General features: G+C 63.6%; 11 protein-coding genes. 5 read left to right on the top strand and 6 right to left on the bottom strand.

Features of this window, described 5'->3' with window-relative positions:
• Positions 1-371: 371 nt before the first annotated feature.
• Both SINAC_RS31780 and SINAC_RS31775 read left to right on the top strand, forming a co-directional pair.
• Positions 372-992, top strand: coding sequence for a sigma-70 family RNA polymerase sigma factor (locus tag SINAC_RS31780; protein ID WP_015249649.1), 621 nt, complete (start codon positions 372-374; stop codon positions 990-992).
• Positions 989-4,252, top strand: coding sequence for a WD40 domain-containing protein (locus SINAC_RS31775; protein ID WP_015249648.1), 3,264 nt, complete (start codon positions 989-991; stop codon positions 4,250-4,252). The genes SINAC_RS31780 and SINAC_RS31775 overlap by 4 nt, the downstream gene beginning before the upstream one ends.
• 77 nt (positions 4,253-4,329) lie before the next feature.
• Here SINAC_RS31775 and SINAC_RS31770 read toward each other — a convergent pair whose 3' ends face one another.
• The 4 genes from SINAC_RS31770 to SINAC_RS31755 all read right to left on the bottom strand — a co-directional run bounded on the left by SINAC_RS31770 (position 4,330) and on the right by SINAC_RS31755 (position 10,676).
• Entirely contained in the window at positions 4,330-5,535 is a 1,206-nt protein-coding gene (locus SINAC_RS31770) for an MFS transporter (RefSeq protein WP_015249647.1), read from the bottom strand.
• Complete coding sequence (locus SINAC_RS31765; RefSeq protein WP_015249646.1) at positions 5,532-6,341, bottom strand: class I SAM-dependent methyltransferase; 810 nt, start codon at positions 6,339-6,341, stop codon at positions 5,532-5,534. Before SINAC_RS31765 ends, SINAC_RS31770 begins: the two co-directional genes overlap by 4 nt.
• Positions 6,342-6,509: 168 nt before the next feature.
• On the bottom strand, positions 6,510-8,303 hold the full coding sequence (locus SINAC_RS31760; protein ID WP_015249645.1) for an amidohydrolase: 1,794 nt from the start codon (positions 8,301-8,303) through the stop codon (positions 6,510-6,512).
• 66 nt (positions 8,304-8,369) lie between these two features.
• Complete coding sequence (locus SINAC_RS31755; RefSeq protein ID WP_015249644.1) at positions 8,370-10,676, bottom strand: CehA/McbA family metallohydrolase; 2,307 nt, start codon at positions 10,674-10,676, stop codon at positions 8,370-8,372.
• Between the two features lie 295 nt (positions 10,677-10,971).
• On the opposite strand from SINAC_RS31755, the gene SINAC_RS31750 reads away from it, so the two are divergent.
• The 3 genes from SINAC_RS31750 to SINAC_RS31740 all read left to right on the top strand — a co-directional run bounded on the left by SINAC_RS31750 (position 10,972) and on the right by SINAC_RS31740 (position 15,911).
• Complete coding sequence (locus SINAC_RS31750; RefSeq protein ID WP_015249643.1) at positions 10,972-12,267, top strand: AsmA family protein; 1,296 nt, start codon at positions 10,972-10,974, stop codon at positions 12,265-12,267.
• 212 nt (positions 12,268-12,479) lie between these two features.
• Positions 12,480-13,013 (top strand): tetratricopeptide repeat protein, encoded by a 534-nt coding sequence (locus SINAC_RS31745; protein WP_015249642.1) that lies wholly within the window; start codon positions 12,480-12,482, stop codon positions 13,011-13,013.
• Between the two features lie 369 nt (positions 13,014-13,382).
• Positions 13,383-15,911 carry an ATP-dependent Clp protease ATP-binding subunit gene (locus SINAC_RS31740; protein WP_015249641.1) on the top strand — a complete coding sequence of 843 codons (2,529 nt, stop codon included), beginning with the start codon at positions 13,383-13,385 and terminating at the stop codon, positions 15,909-15,911.
• Positions 15,912-16,048: 137 nt separating this feature from the next.
• On the opposite strand, the gene SINAC_RS31735 is transcribed toward SINAC_RS31740, so the two are convergent.
• Positions 16,049-17,275: a hypothetical protein gene (locus SINAC_RS31735; protein ID WP_015249640.1), complete on the bottom strand. Its 1,227-nt coding sequence runs from the start codon at positions 17,273-17,275 to the stop codon at positions 16,049-16,051.
• A gap of 27 nt (positions 17,276-17,302) precedes the next feature.
• The gene (locus tag SINAC_RS31730; RefSeq protein WP_015249639.1) at positions 17,303-19,723 is read right to left on the bottom strand and encodes an MMPL family transporter; all 2,421 of its coding nucleotides are present in this window, start codon (positions 19,721-19,723) and stop codon (positions 17,303-17,305) included.
• Between the last annotated feature and the right edge of the window lie 71 nt (positions 19,724-19,794).

Below are 19,794 nucleotides of genomic sequence, written 5' to 3'. Positions count from 1 at the left end.
GAAGGGACTCCCAGGGATTCATGGTCTCGGGCATCGGAATCGAGTGCCTCACAAAAAGGAGGTCGCGATGCCGGGTGGCTCGAGGCGCGGAAACCTTTTTGAAATCTCGGTTGCTCCAACCGCGCGCCCGATCCTCCCCGGTTTCGCGACTCTGTTTCTAAGGGGGGAGAATGACCCGGCAGCGTTGGCATGGCCGTGGTTACCCATGAGAAAAGCCAGGAAAACTTGCCAACGGCATGGAACGACGTGGGAGAACTGACGGTGTGCACGGCACCCTTGATTCCGGTTGACCCCGATTCGGCGATGGGCGGTGAGGGGTATCATGGGTTACGACGACGGTTCTCTTCACGCCCCTCTGGAACCGGGCCCTCATGAGCACAGATCAGCCTCGGATCGAGGACGAGATCGACCGCGCCCGGTCTGGGGATGGCCGCGCGCTGGGGGACCTACTGGAGCGGTTCCGCGAGACACTCCGCCAGTCGTCGCGCCGTCAACTTGGCTCCGCTCTCGGGCGAAGGGTTGATGCCTCCGACGTGATCCAGCAGACCTGCTTGGAAGCGCATCGCAGCATTGGCCGATTCCGAGGGACGAGCGAGGTGGAGTTCCTCGCCTGGCTCCGCCGCATCCACGAGTTTAACCTGGCCCAGGCAGCTCGCGACCACCTCATGACTGCCAAGCGGGCCGCCGGACGCGAGACCTCGTTGGACGACACACGCCACGGAGCGTTGCTTCGTGGCCGGATCGCATCGTCTCACACCTCGCCCAGTCTGAGGGCGATCCGGCTGGAACAGGCCGCCCGTTTACTCGAGGCGCTCAAGCTCTTACCGGCCGACCAGCGTGAGGCGGTGCGGATGCGCCATGTCGAAGGGCTGCCGATCGACCAGATCGCGGCGAGGCTGAAACGCTCGCCCGAGGCATCGGCCGGGCTCTTGAAGCGAGGGATCCAGGCCCTTCGTGACCGCCTTGGCTCTCAAGGGGAGGAGGATCGATGAGCGACTTTGCTGTGGCTGTTCCTCCACCAGAGCAGCCGACGCTGGAGTTCGTGCTGGCCGAGTACCTCCGGCGGATCGATCGCGGCGAGGCTGTCGATCGCGTCCTCCTGGCTGCCGAGCATCCCGAGATCGCCGAGGAACTGAAGGCGTTTTTCGACGCCTCCGACGAGGTCGAACGCTTCGCCGACGTGGCATTGGGTCGACTTCCTGACGACCAAGAAGCGAACGCCTGGCTTTCTACCGCCGAAGGGACGTGGTTCGGCGACTATGAGCTGCTCCGCGAGATCGGTCGGGGCGGCATGGGCGTGATTTACCTGGCGAGGCAAGCGGGGCTCAACCGGCTTGTGGGCGTGAAGCTGCTTCGGGAGGGACGGATGGCCGGCGCGATTGACGTCAGCCGCTTCCGTGCCGAGGCCGAGGCCGCCGCCCGGCTGAAGCATCCCAACATCGTCGCAATTCACGAGGTGGGATGCCACAACGGTCAGCATTTCTTCTCGATGGAATATGTCGAAGGCCTTACCCTTGCCGAAGTCGTTCGCGAAGGCCCGCTTTCCGCCGACCGGGCTGCGGGCTATCTGCGCACCGTGGCCGAGGCGATCGAGCACGCCCATCGCGAGGGCATCCTGCATCGCGACCTGAAGCCGTCGAATGTGCTCGTCGACGCCGAGGATCGCCCTCGGATTACCGATTTCGGCCTGGCCCGGCGAACCGATGGCTTCGGAGGATTGACACTGTCCGGAGCCATCGTCGGCACACCGAGCTACATGTCGCCCGAGCAGGCCGAGGGAGACCGCACCGCCGTTGGCCCGGCCAGCGACGTCTACTCCCTGGGCGCCATGCTCTACGAACTCATCACCGGCCGGCCTCCGCTCCAGGCCGAATCGCCCCTCGAAACGCTCTTGCTCGTCCGCCGTGCCGAGCCGGTCCGGCCTCGGCTGCTCAATCCGAAGATCCCTGCCGATCTTGAGACGATCGCGCTGACCTGCCTGGAGAAGAACCCGTCGCAACGCTACGCCTCGGCCCGCGCGTTGGCCGACGAGTTGGGGCGGTTTCTCAGACGGGAGCCGATCCATGCTCGGCCCATCGGCCGAGCCCGACGAGGTGTGCGGTGGTGCCGGCGGAATCCAGTTTTGGCAGGGCTGATTGCGGCTTCGATCACTTTGGCGGCGCTGGCCTCGTCCTTCGCGTTCCAGACGTACCGGGCGCTGGGGCGTACAACAATCGCCGTGGCCGACTTGCGGGAGGCCAACCGCCAGGAGAATGACCAGCGTCGACTCGTCCTCCGCGAGCGTGACGCTGCGCAGGGACATCTCTATATCGCTCGGATTCAGATGGCCCGGCAGGCGTACCAGTCGGCGGATATCCCAGGCATGGAGGGCTACCTGACGGCCGCGAAGCCCGCTCGGGGCGAGTCCGATCGTCGTGGGTGGGAGTGGTACTTCCTTCGCGGTCTCGCCCGACAGGAGCGCATCACGCTGACGGGTCAGGCCGGCCTGGTTCGCGCGCTGGCCTGGAGTGGAGACGGAGGCAAGCTCGCCACGGGGGGTGAGGACCGGGTTCTCCGCCTCTGGGACGCCGCGACCGGCCGGCTCGTGCAGCGTTTGGAGGGCCATGCCGAGGCGATCCTGGCTCTCTCCTGGTCACGCGATGGGGCTCGGATTGCCTCGGCCGGTCGGGACGACACGGTTCGGGTCTGGGACGCTGCGACTGGCCGTCTCCTTCGCCGCTTGCCCGTGCCTACGGGTGGGGTCCGGGCGCTCGCCTGGGACCGCGACGGCCGGCGTTTGGGGGCGGCAGCCGGTACGGAGATCCTCATCTTCGATCCCCTTGCGGCGCGGGTGCTTGCCACCTTGCGCGGCCATACCGAATTCGTCTCGTCCTTGGCCTGGAGTCCGGACGAGTCGCGGATTGTCTCAGGAGGGGACGACCGATCGGTCCGGGTCTGGGATGCCGTGACGGCGAAGCCCATCCATCGTTTCAACGGCCACACAGGTTGGGTGAACGCGGTGGCGTGGGCTCCCGAAGGGGACCAGATCGCCTCGGTGGGCCAAGACGGGACGCTGAGACTCTGGGATGCCGCAATCGGGTCGCCACTCGCCACTCGCACCGGGGCCGATGGAGGGGCCGCCCTCGCCCTCTCCTGGAGCCCTGACGGCAGATCTTTCCTCACCGCCGGGGAGGATCGGGACCTGACTGTCTGGAATGCTTCCGACGTCCACCGGATTCGCACCCTTCGCGGCCATCGCGCGACGGTCAGGTCGGCGGCCTGGAGCCCGGACGGTTCCCAACTGGCGTCGGCCGACGATGAGGGGACGGTCAAGCTTTGGTCCGCGACTATGCCAGCCGACGGAACGCAGACGCTGGCCGGATCGGTGCCTGTCAAATCGGTGGCCTGGAACCCCGACGGATTGCGGCTTGCCGCGCTGGACCTCGACGGAACGATCCGGATCTGGAACCCGTCTTCGGGGCGGTCCCTGCAAACGTTGGAGACGCCTGACGGTCGGGGCAAGGCCCCCACCTGGGATCGCTCAGGACAGAGATTGGCTGTGGCGCAGGACGATCGGATCCTCGTCTGGAACTTGCAGGTGGGGTCCGAAGCGACCGCCCCGCTCGTACTTGGCGGTCACGACGGCCCCGTCTGGTGTGTCGCGTGGGACCCGACTGGCCGCTTGCTCGCTTCGGCGGGAGGTGACAACGCGATCCTGATCCGCGAGGGAGGCTCTGGACGTGTCGTGCGAACGATCCGTGCGCCGGGAGGACAGGTCAGGCTGCTCTGTTGGAGTCCCGATGGCCGAATCCTCGCCACTGCGGGGACAGCGGATGAGATCCATCTTTGGAATGCGACGACCGGGCGGCTTGTACGAACACTGGCCGCTCTTCGCGCTGGTCTGAATGACCTGGCCTTCCGCCCCAACAAGGGGGACGTGTTGGCCGCAGCGTGCGGTGACGGCCTGATCCGACTCTGGAATGTCGACTCTGGTGCCGAGCGGCCGTCCCTGGTCGGTCACCACGGCGCGGCCTGGTCTGTGGCTTGGAGCTCTGACGGCCAACGTTTAGCCTCGGCCGGGCATGATGCGACGGTCAGGCTCTGGGACCAAGCCAACGGCCAAGAAGCCCTCGTCCTCCGCAGCCATCAAGGTGCAGTTTGGTCGGTGGCCTGGAGCGTCGACGGTCGCAAGATCGCCTCGGCCGGGGTCGATCAAACCGTGCGGGTTTGGGATGCCTCCCCTGGGTACGAGACAGACCGGTCGCGGAGGTAAGCGTAAATCTTAAAATGGATGGCGCGAGCCCGAGAGGTCGGAAGCGAACGGAGGGAAATACTGCCGAGGCGGCCGTGCTACTGGTTTCCATAGCTCGGCCGGCTCGGCTGAAATTCATGGGCGTCTCGTTCCCCATCGCCGTCAGGCAACCAGAAGCAGAGGAGGCCCGAACTTGCGCAGGCTATGGCATACGTCATAAATGCCAATTCCGGCATGTGGAGCCTGTTGGCGAGTGAGGTGGTCAGGGCCACGAGGACGCCACCGATGCCCCAGGTCACCCCCATCGTGATCGAGCTGGCGATCCGCTGACCCTCGGGCATCAACCTCTGGCCGTAGCTGACAAGGATCGGCATGGTCGCTCCCAGGAGGAACCCGCCGATCGAGACGCTCGGGATGAGGGTCTGGACGTTGACGAGCGGGTAGATCCAGACGAGCGGAGCGACGATGAGGGGGAGCTGCCAGAGAATCCGCCTCTCGATCCCGCGGCGCACGAATAAAGCACACCCCAGGCTCCCTCCGCCGATGCCTGCCAGGAAGGCCGACTGAACGATGCCGATGAACTCGTTCGAGTGACCTCTGCCCTTCAAAAGGTAGGAGAGGGCGAGCGGGGTCCCCAAGGCGGGAAGGACCCGCAAGATTCCAATCGCGAGCACCATGCAGAGCGCTGGGCCTCGACCGCGCACCAGGTCCGCCAAGGGGACCGCGGGCCTTGGCTGTTCCTGTTTCGCGACGCGGGAGTGATCGCGTAGGCCGAGGATCAGTAGGCCGAGGAGCGGGAGACCCCAGATCAGGCTCCAGACGAGGGCTTTCAAGCCGAAGTGGGTCGTGATGACCCCGCTGTAGATCGGGCCGGCCGCCTGGCCCAGATAGCCTCCCACCGCGAAGACCGACATGGCACGGCTGCGATCGTGGGGCACACACGAGCCGGCCAGCGCGGCGGCCTCGGGATGAAAGGCGGCGATGCCCAGGCCGCCCACGATCAGTAGGCTGCTGAGCGAGGCGAGGCCCGGGGCCAGGCCGACGACGCTCAGGCAGAACAGGCCCACGGCTGGGCCGGCCCAGAGGAGCCAGCCTCGAGGGCGGCGGTCGCCCCAGTAGCCGAAGGCGAGCTGACTGACTGAGGTCGCCAGCCCCCAGAGTACGTAGGCCCACTGGATGGAGCCTTCCTCCAACGCCAGGCTTCGTTGGAGGTCGGGCCAGAGTGGTTGAACGAATGCCCCAAACGCGTCGACGAGTCCATGCACCAGGGCCAAGAGAATCAGGATGCGAGGCAGCGATTTCAAGCTTGCCCCGCTTCCGCTTTGGGGCGAACGTCGGCTGTCTCGATGGCCATGGGTTTGACCCCGCGCACGATGGCCCGGAAGCAGTCAATCTGAAGCCTGTCTCCGGCAAGGAGGACGGGATGGAAGCCCCGAATTCCAGGATTGGCGAGGAGCAGCGTCCGCACTTCGGCTTTGGAGAGAGACGGGGTGCCTCGGTCGAACCACTCGTCAAAGTCGAGTGTGAACCGTTCCTCCACCATCCGGACGTCGATCAGGCCGGCCTCGCCGAAGAGGTCGACGAGGTCACCCGCAGTCAGGTTACGGGTGTGTGTTTTGTCACGGCCTCGTTCGAGCTCTTCGTGAACCGCGGATCGGCCGGGATCGAGGTCGGTCGTGTGATCGCTGAGCACGAGAATCCCGCCGGGGCGAAGCAGCTCAACCTGCCGGGCGATGAATGACGGCTGGTCGCTGACGTGATGGAGCACGTATCGAGAAACGGCCGCGTCGAAGGGACCACGTAGCGAAGGGTCGGAGACGGACCGCCGTTCGAATCGTGCACGATCGCCGAAGGTCGCACAGCGGCGTTGGGCGCGGGCGATCATTTCGCTGGAGAGGTCTACTCCGACGACCCGATGCCCCGCATTCAGGAAGGCTTCGGCGACCAGCCCCGGCCCGCAGCCGGCATCGAGCACCAGGCTATCCGCCGTCAGGTCGGCCTCGCGGACCAACCGCCCGAGCGCTGCGGGATCGCTCTGCACGGGGGCGCGTTCGAATTTCTCTGCCTGGTCATCGAAGGCCGAAGCCAGCGCCTGATCGTGCTCGGACATGAGCGGGCCTCGAAAAGAATGAAATGGAATTCGGAGAGGCGAGCGTGAACTCCCTGTCCTCAAACGACCGTTACAAAGACAAAAAAGGGAGCGATTAGCTCCCCGCTCGCCTGGACGATGGATGCCCAACCGGTGGGCGGTCCGTGTGTCTTTGTTTGGATTCTCGACCTACCTCGACTGGTAGACGATCGAGCCCCCGACCATGGTCCAGAGGACCTCCGTCGTCCTCAAGTCATTTTCGGGGCAGGTCAAGGGGTCACGATCCACCAGGATGAGGTCGGCGAGCTTTCCCGGCTCAATGGAGCCTTTGCGATGCTCCTCGAAGTGGAGCCGGGCATTGTTGATCGTGTAGAACCGGATCGCCTCGACGCGAGTCAGTTTCTGGTCGGGGTTAAAAGCTCCGATCCCCTCGGCTTGTCGGGTGACGGCAATCCAGATTCCGAGCCAGGGGTCCCAGGGGTTGGTGGCCCCCAAGGCATCCAGGCGGATCATGTGATCGCTTCCGCCGCCGATGGTCAGGCCGGCGTCGATCCACTTGCGGTAGGGGTGAAACCAGGCCATTCGCTTGGGGCCGAGGACTTCGAGCAAGGTTCGGGTGTCCTTGTAGATCCAGGCGGGCTGGATGTCGGCCCCGACGCCGAGGTTGGCGCAGCGTTCGAGGTTCTCGGCCGACGCAAAATTGGCGTGGGTGATCAACCAGCGGCGGCCACGGATCCCGACCGTTCGGTCGGCCCGCTCGTAGGCCAGCAGCAGCTCATCCATGGCTGCCTCGCCGGCCGAGTGCGCGGTCATTTGCCAACCCCGTCGCGCGGCTTCCTCGGCGATGATCGCCAGGGTCTTTGGCTCAACGAATAACTGGCCGCGGTAGTCGGGGTCGGTAATCTGGTAGGTGGGTCCCACGCCCCACGGTTCGCGCATCGCGGCGGTGCCGTTGAGCATTCCGCCGTCGAGGAACACTTTCATCGGGCCGATCCGGACCCAATCGTCGCCGACACCACTCGGCCCGTTGGGCTCGTTCTCGGTTGTGTAGCCGGCCAGTTCGTTGAGCTTCTTGACGATCTTGTCGCGATCCTCGAACGGGGGGGAGAGAATCCGGGTGGCATTGACCCGGACGGTCAACTCGCCGTCGTCGCGAAGCCGCCGATAGAGCCGGAGCGCGGGGCCGCTCGCCCCTCGGTCGGCGATACTCGTCAGGCCCCTTGTGTTGTAGCGCTGAAAGAGGTCCTTGACGCGTGCGGAGTCCGGCTCCCCGTCATCGGAATAGGCGTCGCGAGGGAGCCCTTTGAGCACCGAATAGGCGTTGCGGAGCATGCCCGTCGGTTCGTTCGTTTCGGGGTCCTTGACGATTTTTCCGGCAGGGGGGTCGGGGGTGTCCTGAGTGATCCCCGAGAGCGTCAGCGCCTTGGAATTCACGACTCCCGCAGGCCCCGCTTGGTGGAGTACCGGATGGTCGGGAGCGATCGCGTCGAGCTCGGCCCGGGTCGGGAACCGGCTCTCGCGGAGGCGCGTCGGGAACGCGTAGCGCACGACGATCCATGTGCCCTTCTTCTGAGTTTTGACCCTTTCGCTGATATAAGTCTTGATGTCGTCAAGTGAAGCAAATGAAGGGATCGGGTGATCCTTCTCACTCGACGCCGCGCCGAGCGGATGGACATGGCTGTCGTAGAGACCGGGCAAGAGGGCTTTGCCCGCCGCGTCGATCTTTTTCGTCATCGGCCCGGCCAAGGCGTCGACCTCGGTGTTCGTGCCGACCGCCACGATCCGGTTTCCCTTCAGGGCGACGGCTTCGGCGATTCGGTTGTCACGATCGACGGTGATGACCTTGGCATTGCGGATGATCGCATCCGGCTTCCCGTCGTCTGCCGCCGTTGCCGTCGCCGTGGCGTGAGCCAGGGTTGAGCTGAGAAAGAGGCCCTGCACCACTGCAAGGATCACCCGGTATCCGGAACAGGAAAAGTTCATGAAATCCTCGTTGAACGGGCCTTGGGCCCGACGGTCATTGGGATGAAGAGAAGAGGCGCGAGCGTCTCAGTCTTCGACCGCCTCCGCCAAGATCGTCTTGTAGGCGTTACGAGCCTTGTCATAAGCCGCGGCAGCCGCATCGCGTTCGTTTGGCTTGATGGCTCGCTCTTTCTTCGACCAGCACTGATCGACGCTCTTGAGGCACCATTCGGCCGATTTCTTCGAGGCGCGGATGGGCTTGCCATCGACCGGGACGAACACAGGGTTCGTGTGCGAGGTTGGGTAGATCCGCAACGCAACCCAGCTCGACCGATCGATCGCAATCTCGAACGCGACGTCCCGGAACGTTCCATCGGCAACGATCTCCGTCCGAGCGACGGGAAGGCCGTTGACGATGACCTCCACGGGGACAGTTCGCCCGGCCCCGATCCGGGCGCGTTCGACGTCCCAGTAAGGTTGCACATCGAGCGGTTTGTTTCGCAGGGCTTCGAGCGCGGGGGTGAGCGAAGGTTCGAGGTAGGCCGCTACCTGGGCCGACACCTTGACGGTCCCTGGTTTTGCGAGCGGACGTTCGCTTCCCGCTTCGCCCACAGCGACGTCGTCCACTCGGAAATCGACCAGATGACTTTTGCCGTCCGAGACGTAGGAGCGACCGAGCTTGATCCCTTCGACCCAGCGGTCGAAGTCGAGTTTGCCGTCGGCGAGCTTGACGTAAACGCGACCCAGGCCCACGCGCTCGTCGTAAATGCAGGGGAAGTCGGTCTCGCCGCTGATCCGGGTTCGGTAACCGCAGTTGAGCGTGTGATACCAGATGTTGAGCTCCCAGGGGGCGGGCGTGTCGACGGCGGAGATGAAGTCGACCGCGTCGTGGACGACATCCACGATGTATTCGTTCGCCCCGATGCCGTCGAACGGTGGGATTTCGTAGGACGGAAGCTTGCCGTCGGCCGTCTTCAGGCCCCAGCCCGAGTGGGAAAAGCCGACGACACCCCCTTGAGACTTGCCCCACGTCAGCACCGGTAGGTCCCAGCTCGGCCACTCTTCGATCCGGGTGGTGTTGGGATAGTCGTCCTCCTTCAACCGCAACAGGCAGAGATGGCCCGCGTGCGACGAGGGGAACCCAGAGACTTCAATATCATAGCGCATCAGGGAGGCGGGGGTCGAGAGCGGGTGGAGCTTGCCGTCGAAGTTCGCCTTCTGAGCGTACCAGCAAGGGCCCCAACTCAAGACGCAGCCGACGTTGAGGTCTTCACCCAGGATGTGCCTCATCATCGATTCGGGGCCGACCCCCTCGGTCGGGCTCTCGTAGTGACTGCAACCGGCCGCATGAATGTGGTGGTCCCCCGAGAACCAGTTCCGCTTGGCCAGGTGGGCCCATCGCTTGAGGTGAAACGACTCGCGGTGCGCCGCGGCGCGGGGGACCGTGATCGTCTTTTTCAGCGTTAGGTATTCGGGACCGCGGTTGTATTCGACCGTATAGGTTCCAGACGCCAGCAGAACCGTCTCGCCCGACTGGCGGTAGACTTGCGGATGGAAGAAGAAGTCAGGCGCAAGCCGGCGCGTCTGCGAGGGGTAAACCCGCCCTTGGGCATCGCGGAAGAGAAACGAGGCGGTGACCGGACGGCCGTCGTCGTTCTCATCCTGAACATCCAGGGTCACCGGCACCGCGGGCTCGCACCGGAAGAGGATGTCCACTTCACTGCGGGAGCCAAGATCCTGCGACCCCTGACCAACGTCGAAACGGATTTTGGCCTCGCGCTGGCCGGAGTCGCGGCTTGCGATCTGGAGCAGACGATACTCGAGCGCCAAGCCCGAGAGGGACCGGCTCATCGGCCGATCCTCGAACAAGGCGAGATCCATCCAGCGCTGAATGACGTCGGCCGGGGAGACCGTCGGCTTCGGATCGGGCCTGCCCGTCGATCGCCGGTACACGGGGGCGGCATTCGGGCTTTGAGCTGCGAGTGGGGCGGTCACGCCCGCCTCGTTTTGGACCTTGACCAGGAATACCCGCCAGCCATGTTGGACCAGGTTGGCGTCGGCGGGGCCCGGCGCGACTTTGACTCGGCTCTCCGGGTTGATGGTGACGCCGATCAAGCAGAGAGGGTCGAGGATCTCCTGAATCTCATGGACGGCCTGAGCCTGGTCGGATCCGTTGAGCGCGTTTTCCAGTCGAGCTTTGAGTCGGGGCGGGAGGGGCTGCCCCAACAGGTCGTAGGCCTCAACGACCCGACGGACTTGCGCGGAGAGGGGTTGAAATTCGACTTCGTCCACTTGGGGTAATCTGTCTGCGTGGGCCGGCGCGGCCGTTCCGGCAAGGAGGAGCAGGAGCAGGCCCGGGCTCAGGGAGCGACGCCAAACGGAGGGAAGCGACATGGTCGAACTCCGCTGAACAAATGGGGAAGGAGCCGTCGCGGAATAGGATCGAAGGCACCCGACCGGTCGATTGTCTGGTCTAACCGGTCGGCCCCCGCCATACAATGGTCGACTCGCGCTTCGCCCTTGAAGAGGCAAACTGCAGTTGCCCGGTTGCGGCGGTTGGGTTATGGTCCCTCGCCCGTCGGCCGTGAATCGGAATGGTGTGTTGAGCCCCGATCGTTTGGTCGGGAGTGCTCCGGAAATCATTCTGCCCGGCACGATATCTTTGGGAGATCAAAGGGAGGATCGCCCCATGAAGCGCCGTCGCGTCCGCCTGCGGAGGCTGGTCCCGCTGGCCTTTCTCTTGATTCCTCCTTTGTTCTGGGCGACCGTCCTTGCGGTCACGCCCACCGAGTGGGCCCGAGCGCGGATCGTCGCACTCGTCGAGGACGAGACCGGGCGGCCGATCCGCCTGGGCGGTCTGAAGCTCGGTGTGTGTGGAGGGGTCTATCTCCGCGACCTGGAGATTGGAGCCACCGGTTCGAGCAACGATCCCTGGTTCAAGGCGGCCTTGGCCCGGATCGACGTCAGCGTGCTCCAACTCCTGGCCGGGCAACTCGAACCGAGCAAGATCGAGCTGAATGGTGTCTCCTTGCGCGTGCTTCGTCGCAGCGATGGCTCGCTGGAACTGGCGGACCTGCTGATGCGGGCACCGACCAAAAAAGCAAGAACCTCGGCGGCCGACCCGAACGCAGTTCCCGCTCCGCTGGAGATCAAGCTTTGCGATGGGCAAATCACGATCATTGACGAACCGAGCCGCACACGTCTGAACCTGACCAAGATTCAAGGGCATGCCGCCTGGCAAGGCCGCCAGCTCTCCATTCAGAATCTCCAGGGCAATCTCAACGGCGGTGTCCTCGAGCTGGCGCTCTCGCTTGACCGGACCATGAAGGAGCCCACCTTCGAGGCACGGATCCGTGCCGATGGTGTCGAGCTCGACCAAGGGGCGAATGTCCTGGTTTACCTGCTCCCAATCCTTGCGGGAACCACCGACGATGGAGCGCTGGACGGCCGGCTCGACGCCAACCTCTACGTCAAGGGGCAAGGCGCGTCGCGTGAATCGTTGCAACGCTCGCTGGTGGGCCAGGGGAACATCCACGTCGATTCGATCGCCCTCGAACGATCGCGCTTTTTCGTCGAGCTCAAAAACCTGATTGAATTGCCCGACGACAAGGTGCGCGTCGGGTCCGTAACAAGCGCCTTCACGATTCAAGGCGGCCGCGTTGCGACGGACAACCTGACGCTCGAGATTGCCAACCTCCCGATCGTTTTGGCCGGTTGGACGGATTTCGATGGGAAGCTCGACTACCGCGTTCGCTCCGACAGTCTGACGGACCGGCTTCCCGACCAGGCCCGCGAATTTCTGGGCGAACTGGCCATCGATACTCGCGACCTCTCTGCACTTCGGATCCACGGCACCCTCCAGGCGATGAAGCTCTCCGTCGCTCCTGGGTTGCTGGCCCAACCAGGGGCCACCAGCGGTCGGGGGACCGAACGTGAGAAGCTCCGCGATATCGGCCGCCGCGTACGCGATCGGATTCTCCGCTGAGTGTTTTCCGTTCACGAGGGGGTGCTCACCCCGACGTTCGCTTCTCCTTTGAATCATCGAATCAGAATGGCGAAATTGCGATGAGTACGTCGGCCGGGTGTTCTGCCCGTGGGGCGTCAATCCTCGTAAGCTTGATTCCCTCCGTATCGTTGATTACAATCCGGAGTGTGGAATAAGGACCTTCGCCTGATCGTTTTGGAAGGAGCCAAACGTTGCCCAGGCGGCTCTGGATCGCGGTGCTGAGCGTTTGGCCGGGAATGCCCCAAGTGTGGTCGGGACAAGAAGTTCTGGGGCTCATCCTTGGCGTGACGTTTGCGGCGCTGTTGAACTTCGCGATGGTGGCCCGGTTCATCTGGACCGAGTCGTTCGCGTCAGGTTGGCCCGATTTCCTCGCAGCCTTGGCGCTTTGCCATTGGCTGTCGAGTTTTGGATATACGCTGTGGTGGGTCTGGCTCTGCCATCCGGAACGGCATCGCGCCGAGATCGACCATCTTTTCCGCGAAGCGACGGAATACTATCTGCAAGGGCATTGGAATGAGGCGAGGAGGCGTTACGAGCGGATCTTGTCCATGGATGAGACCGATGCGGACACCTTCATGCAGTTGGGAACGCTCTACGTTCGTGTGGAGCAACCCGCCTTGGCCCGGCGGGCGTTCCGGCAGTGTCTCGAACTCGAGGGGGGGGCCAAATGGCGATGGGAAATTCAGCAGTCGTTGACCCGAATCGGAGACGGATCACCCCCTTGATTGCGAGCGGTTGTTGACGGTGCGGTCTCGATCATGGTTCTTTGGTCAACGGCGTGCAGAGGGGTTGGATTTCGTGATCGGAGCTCGAGTCATCGATCCTGGCCGTATGCCTTTTTTTTCGTGGTCGATGCCCAGGCCATCTATAATGGAGTGAGCCACCGGCGGAGTTCGGAGGTAAAGCGTGGCGCTAACGGGTGGTCAGACCACCCCTCGGAAACGTCGCAAGACGGGCCGGGATGGAATGGCGCTGCGTGGATTGGGCTGACCTGCTTGATGAACGTTTGACACCCTTGGTCCGTATTATTGCTCGGGACGTTTTGAGCAGGCCCTGAACCGGGGTGTCCCGGTAGAACCGTCGGAGTCGACCGCATGTATGAACGCTTCACCGATCGTGCCCGCAAGGTGATGCAGCTTGCGAACCAGGAGGCGCAGCGCTTTAACCACGAGTACGTCGGCACAGAACACGTCCTGCTCGGCCTGATCAAGGAGGGCAGCGGCGTCGCCGCGAATGTCCTGAAGAACCTGGATGTCGACCTCAGGAAGATTCGCAATGAGGTCGAGAAAATCGTCCAGGCTGGTCCGGACATGGTCACCATGGGCAAGCTGCCCCAGACGCCTCGGGCCAAGAAGGTCATCGAGTACGCGATCGAAGAAGCTCGCAATCTGAACCATAATTATGTGGGGACCGAACACCTACTGCTTGGCCTGTTGCGCGAGCAGGAGGGTGTGGCCGCTCAAGTTCTGATGAACTTGAACCTGAAGCTGGACGAAGTGCGCGAGGAGGTGCTCAACTTGCTCGGTCACGGGATGGACGCTGGCGGCGGTGAAGGGGAACGCGCCGCAGGCGCAAAAGGCAATAAATCCAAGACTCCGGCCTTGGATTCGTTTGGCCGCGACCTGACCGATCTGGCCCGGCAAGGGAAGCTGGATCCGGTCATCGGTCGCCAAAATGAAATCGAGCGAGTGGTCCAGATCCTCTCGCGACGCCAGAAGAACAACCCCGTCCTCCTCGGTGAGGCCGGCGTTGGCAAAACGGCGATCGTCGAAGGCCTCGCCCAGATGATCATCGACGGCAACGTCCCCGAGTTGCTGCGTGATCGACGTATCGTGGTGCTCGACCTGGCGATGATGGTTGCCGGGACCAAATACCGCGGCCAGTTCGAAGAGCGCATCAAGGCGGTCATGAACGAGGTCCGTCGCGCCAAGAACACGATCTTGTTCATCGACGAATTGCACACCCTGGTCGGTGCCGGCGGCGCCGAAGGGGCGATCGACGCGTCCAACGTCCTGAAACCGGCGCTGGCCCGTGGCGAGGTCCAGTGCATCGGCGCGACGACGCTCGACGAGTACCGCAAGTACATCGAGAAGGACGGGGCGCTGGAGCGCCGGTTCCAGACGATCATCGTCGAGCCGCCGTCCAAGAGCGAGGCGTTGGAGATTCTTCGCGGTCTTCGCGACCGCTATGAGTCGCACCACCGCGTCCAGATCACCGACGAGGCCCTCGAAGCGTCGATCGAACTCTCCGACCGGTACATCACCGGCCGCTGCCTTCCGGACAAGGCCATCGACGTCGTCGACGAGGCGGGTGCCCGCGTCCGCCTCAAGGCGATGACCCGGCCCCCGGATCTCAAAGAGCTCGATGACCAGATCGAGCGGCTCAACCAGGACAAGGAAGAGGCGGTCGCCAACCAAGACTTTGAGCGGGCCGCCGCCCTCCGCGACCAGGCTGACAAGCTCAAGAAGAAGAAAGAGACAATCAACCGCGAGTGGCGCGAGCGTTCCAAGGAAGTGGATGGGACGGTCGACGAAGAAGTCGTCGCCGAGGTCATCAGCAAGATGACCGGGATTCCGCTCACGCGCCTTGAGGCCGAGGAAACAGGCCGGCTCCTCAGGATGGAAGAGGAGATCCAGAAGAAGGTCATCTCCCAGACCGAGGCCATCAAGCGGATCAGCCAGGCGGTTCGCCGCAGCCGGTCCGGCCTGAAAGATCCGAAGCGGCCGATCGGCTGCTTCATCTTCGCGGGGCCGACCGGCGTCGGGAAGACCTTGCTCGCCAAGGCGCTTGCCGAGTTCATGTTCGGCGATTCCGACGCCTTGATCCAGATCGACATGTCGGAATATATGGAGAAGCACAACGTTTCGCGGCTGATCGGAGCCCCTCCGGGCTACGTCGGCTACGAAGAGGGGGGGCAGCTCACCGAGAAGATCCGCCGCCGTCCCTACGCGGTGGTCTTGCTCGACGAGATCGAGAAGGCCCACCCCGACGTTTACAACATGCTCCTCCAGATCATGGAAGAGGGCCGGCTGACCGACAGCTTTGGCCGCAACGTCGACTTCAAGAACACGATCATCATCATGACCACCAACGCCGGGGCCGAAGCGACCTCGACGACCAATATCTTCGGGTTCGACCGGGGCCGCGACGACGCCGCCACCTACGAAACCATGAAGGATCGGCTCAAGGTGGCCATCGAGAAGTACTTCCGTCCCGAGTTCCTCAACCGGCTCGACGACGTCATCGTGTTCCACTCGCTGAACAAGGACAACCTCAAGCAGATCGTCGACATCGAGCTGTCCAAGGTCCGCAGCCGGCTGGCCGATCGCGGTCTCGCGCTCGTCCTCACCGACGAAGCCAAGGACTACTTGATCGTCAAGGGATACAACCCCGACTACGGGGCACGCCCCTTGCGACGGTCGATCGAGAACTTCATCGAGGATCCGCTCAGCGAGGAGATCCTTCGCGGCACGTTCAAGGGCAAGGACACGATCACCGTCATCCTCGAAGGTGACGATGAGTCGAAGAAGCTCAAGTTCGAGGCCACGACCAAGAACGAGTCGAAGGACCTGGCCGGCGTGGGGGGAGGCTCCCCTCCGGCAACGGAATCGAAGACTCCCTGACCGGGTGGTCCGAACGGACTGAGTGATCAAGCTCAACAAGGGGGTGGAAGTGGTGTGACACCGCTTCCACCCCCTTGTTTTTTTTGACTCTGTCGAACGGCCGTGTTTTGAGCGGGGCTTGAAACCGAGGAGTTGGCTCAACGAGGCGTTTGCTGTGCCTCGGCGACCATTCGCTTCAAAGCACCGTTCTCTGACTGTTGCGCAATGCGCTGGGCTTCATCAAGTAGGGTCGCGCTCCGTTCGACCTGTTTCCCACGCCGCTCGATATCGGCCGCGAGGAGCAGGAGACGCACCTGATCGGCCGGCTCGCCGTGCTGGCGAACCAGGGCGAGAGCGGGGGCCAGCGCCGAAGCGGCGGCCGGCCAATCGTTGTCGAGGCTGTGGCTGCGAGCCAGAACCACCAGGGCATCGATCTCGCCGGTCGGGTCCTCGGCCGCCTGGAATGCGGCCACGGCGCGGCGGGCCAGCTTTCGAGCAGCGGGCAGGTCGCCCTGCTCGGTCCGAATTCCGGCGAGGAACTGGAGGTCGTCACCCAAGAGGGCAGGCGCCTCGAGCCGCTCGTGGGCCTTGGCTGCCCGCTCGACGCGGGCAAAGGCAACCTCAGGAAGGTCGAGGGCCATCAGGGCGTCCCCCAAGAGCCGATCCATCGCCGCAGCTTCGAGATCGTTACCCAGCGTCAGGTAGGTCCCACGAGCCTCGCTGAGCCACTCGGCGGCGGGGCCGGGGGCGTTGCGAGTCAAGTCGGTCCGCCCCAACTGAGCGAGAGCGGCGGCCTCGCGTTTGGGATCGTCCAGGAGATGTGCCAACTCGAGGGAACGTTCGAGGTGCCGCGCGGCGGGGTCGAATTCTCCCTGTTCGGTGAGGGCGCAACCCAGGAGCAACCGCGCGTCGGCTTCATGGTCGCGATCGATCGCCTGGGAGAGCAGGGGGAGGGATCGTGTGAGTGACTCGACGCCGGTTTTCACCTGGTCGAGATGGAGTTGCGCCTGCCCGATCAGCAGCCAGTCATAGCCCTCGAAACCTCGATCGTCACGTTTGGCGTCGAGGGAGCGGGCCGCCTTCCAGGCGGTAATGGCTGCTTCGAGGTCGCCTAATCGCTCGTGGCAACAGCCGATCGCCCGCGCGGCGTACGCTTCGTAGCGGAGGTCGCCTAGCTTGGTCCGCGACACACGCTCGGCCTCGTAGAGGGGGAGTGCGGCCGCGAAGTCCCCCTCCTTGAAGAGTCGGTCGGCCTCGGCCGCCTGACCCATCGCTTCCGCTTCCGCTTGATCCCGAGCCGGCTCGTCCCCTTGTGCCGCGGTCCCGACGAGGATCAGGGCGAGTAGAACGCCGGTCCACAACGTCAGGGACGAGTTCGATCGCATGGAGCAGCCGCCCTCTTTTTTTGGGGCTTAACGCTTCGTCTTGACCCCGTAATCCACCTTGTATGGCGGTGGCACGGGCTCGCCCTGAGTTACGGGCTCACCGAGAGGAGGGGGAGGAGTCCCCCCTTTCCGCTTGAACCGATAGCGATCGAGGATGACGACGAAGGCGGGCACCAAGATCGGCCGGACCAGGAACGTGTCGAGCAAGACGCCGAGCCCGAGTGCAAACCCGAGTTCTCGAAGCGCGGTCAGGCTGCCCGTGAGCATCGAACCGAAGGTGCCGGCCATGATCAAGCCGCACGAGCTGATGATTCCGCCCGTATGGGCGATCGCCAACCGTGTCCCTTCGACGATCCCGTGTCGTTTCTCTTCCTCGATCACCCGCGACATTAGGAAGATATTGTAGTCTTCACCCACGGCCACCAAGATCACGAACAGGAAGAAGCCGACCTTCCAGTCGAGCCCCACCCACGGGTCGGGCCCTTTGTGCAAAGCCTGAAAGACCAGCTCGGTCACACCGAGCGATGCGAGGTAGCCGAGGATGACCGTCACGATCAAATAGAGGCAGATCCCGGGACGCCGGAGTAGGAGGACCAGGATCAGGTAGACGCCCACCGTGACCAGCACGTACATCCGGCGCTCGTCGTTGGTCGTCACCTTCTTGAGGTCGTTGACCGCGGCCGAAGCTCCGGTCAACCCCACGGAGGCCGCCCCCTCGAGGGTTCCGCCCGTCTTGATCTCATCATGGACGATGGAGTAGGCCGTCTCCAGGGCCCGCAGGGCCTGTTCGGAGAACGGGTCCGTATCGAAGACGACGTCGATCTTGGTGGTGTGGTTGAGCTCGGCCTTGGAGACCGGATTCATGCTGACATAGCGCGCATCCACGGCCGGCTTGATCGCGCGTTCCATGTAACGCTCGATGAGGCTCTTCTCGGCGTCGGGGACCGGAGGTGTCCCCAATGGCTGAGTGATCGAGCGAACTTCGGCGACGTTGGGAATCTGTACGAGTGCTTTTGTGAGATCGCTGACCTTGGCGCGGCCGGTGTCGGACCGAAAGTCCAGCTTCGGATGGTGGATCAGGAGGGTTGTGGGACTGAGCTCACCGACGGCGAAGTAGCGCTGGACGATCTTGGCACCGACGACACTGTCTTGATCGGGGTTGAGGTCGGCCAACTGGCTGTAGTTGGGCTTGGTCCGCGCCCCGACGATGGCCAAGGGGGTCAACGCGATCACACAGAGCGCCAGGATTCGAACCGGGTACTTCACCACCAGGTCGGCCACCGTCATCCAGAAGCCGGCCAGTGGGACCTGCTCGAGGCTCTCTTGCTCTCGGTTGGCCCCCTGAGTGTGGTGCGGCTGGCGGAACGGCCAGAAGACCGCGGCGCGGAGCCAGTGGAGCAGGACCGGCGCGAGCGTGAGCGCGGCGAATAAGGCGATCGCCAGGCTGAGGGCGATTGCCGGGCCGGTGTATTGGATCTTCGCGAACGAGGAGTACCAGAGCATTCCCAGGCCGACGATAACCGTCCCGGCGCTGGCGACCAAGGCACCTCCGACCTGGCTGATCGCCTCGCGCAAGGCGTCGTCGCGCGACCGCCCCTTGACCAGTTCTTCGCGGTAACGGGCGATCAGGAACAGGCAGTAGTCCGTCCCCGCTCCGAAGAGGACCACGATCACGAATACGTTCGTGATGTTGATGACCTGGAAGTTCAACCCCGGCAGCTTAGTCAGAAGCGCGATCGACATCATCGACGCCCAGACCGACAATGCGATCGTCAGCAGCGGAATGAATGCCAGCAGAGGGGAGCGATACACGATCAGCAAGATCACGACTACCAAGGCGATCGTGGCGTGGGTCGTGTTTGCGATGCTCTCATTCGAGGCGTTATTCATGTCGTGACCGACCACGGCCGACCCGGTGAGGGCCAGCGTGAGGCCGTCCGGAGTGGGCGGCAAGGTCTTCAACGCTTCCTTGATCTTCTCGACGGAGACCCGGGTCGACTTTGCCAGGTACGTTCCGTTGAGCGATGCGATCGTCAGCGCTGCTTGCCCGGTTCCGTCTTTGCTCGTGCCGATCAGGCGTTTGCCGATGACCGGGCTGCGGTAGGTCTCAACCTTCTTGATCCCCGTCGTCGGATCGTTTTCGCGAATCCGATTCATGGTGTTGATCAATTGGTCGACAAACGCATAGTCCTCCTTGTTCAGGCGTCCTTGCCTGCGTTCGGAGATGACCACCACCTGCGAGCTCGAAGCGTCGCGGGGGAAACCCCGTTCGAGCAATTCCTGCCCGACCACGCTGGGATAGCCGGGCGGGAAGAAGCGAACGTCGTCGTCTTTGCTAACTTGGTCCCAGGATGGGGCCACGGTTCGCAGCAGGGCGAGGAACGCCATCCAGCCCAGAACAACGATCCAACCTCGCCGAATGACCAGGTTCGCGATCGATTCAAACATAGAGAGATTTCACATTCATAAAGCGGAAACCGATGGCGATTCCGGCGACGCGTCGGGCCAAAGGGTCACCG

The organism is Singulisphaera acidiphila DSM 18658, from assembly GCF_000242455.2.
Lineage (GTDB): Bacteria > Planctomycetota > Planctomycetia > Isosphaerales > Isosphaeraceae > Singulisphaera > Singulisphaera acidiphila.
Note: the sequence above shows the minus strand (reverse complement) of the source record. Positions and strands in the feature narration are given on the sequence as shown.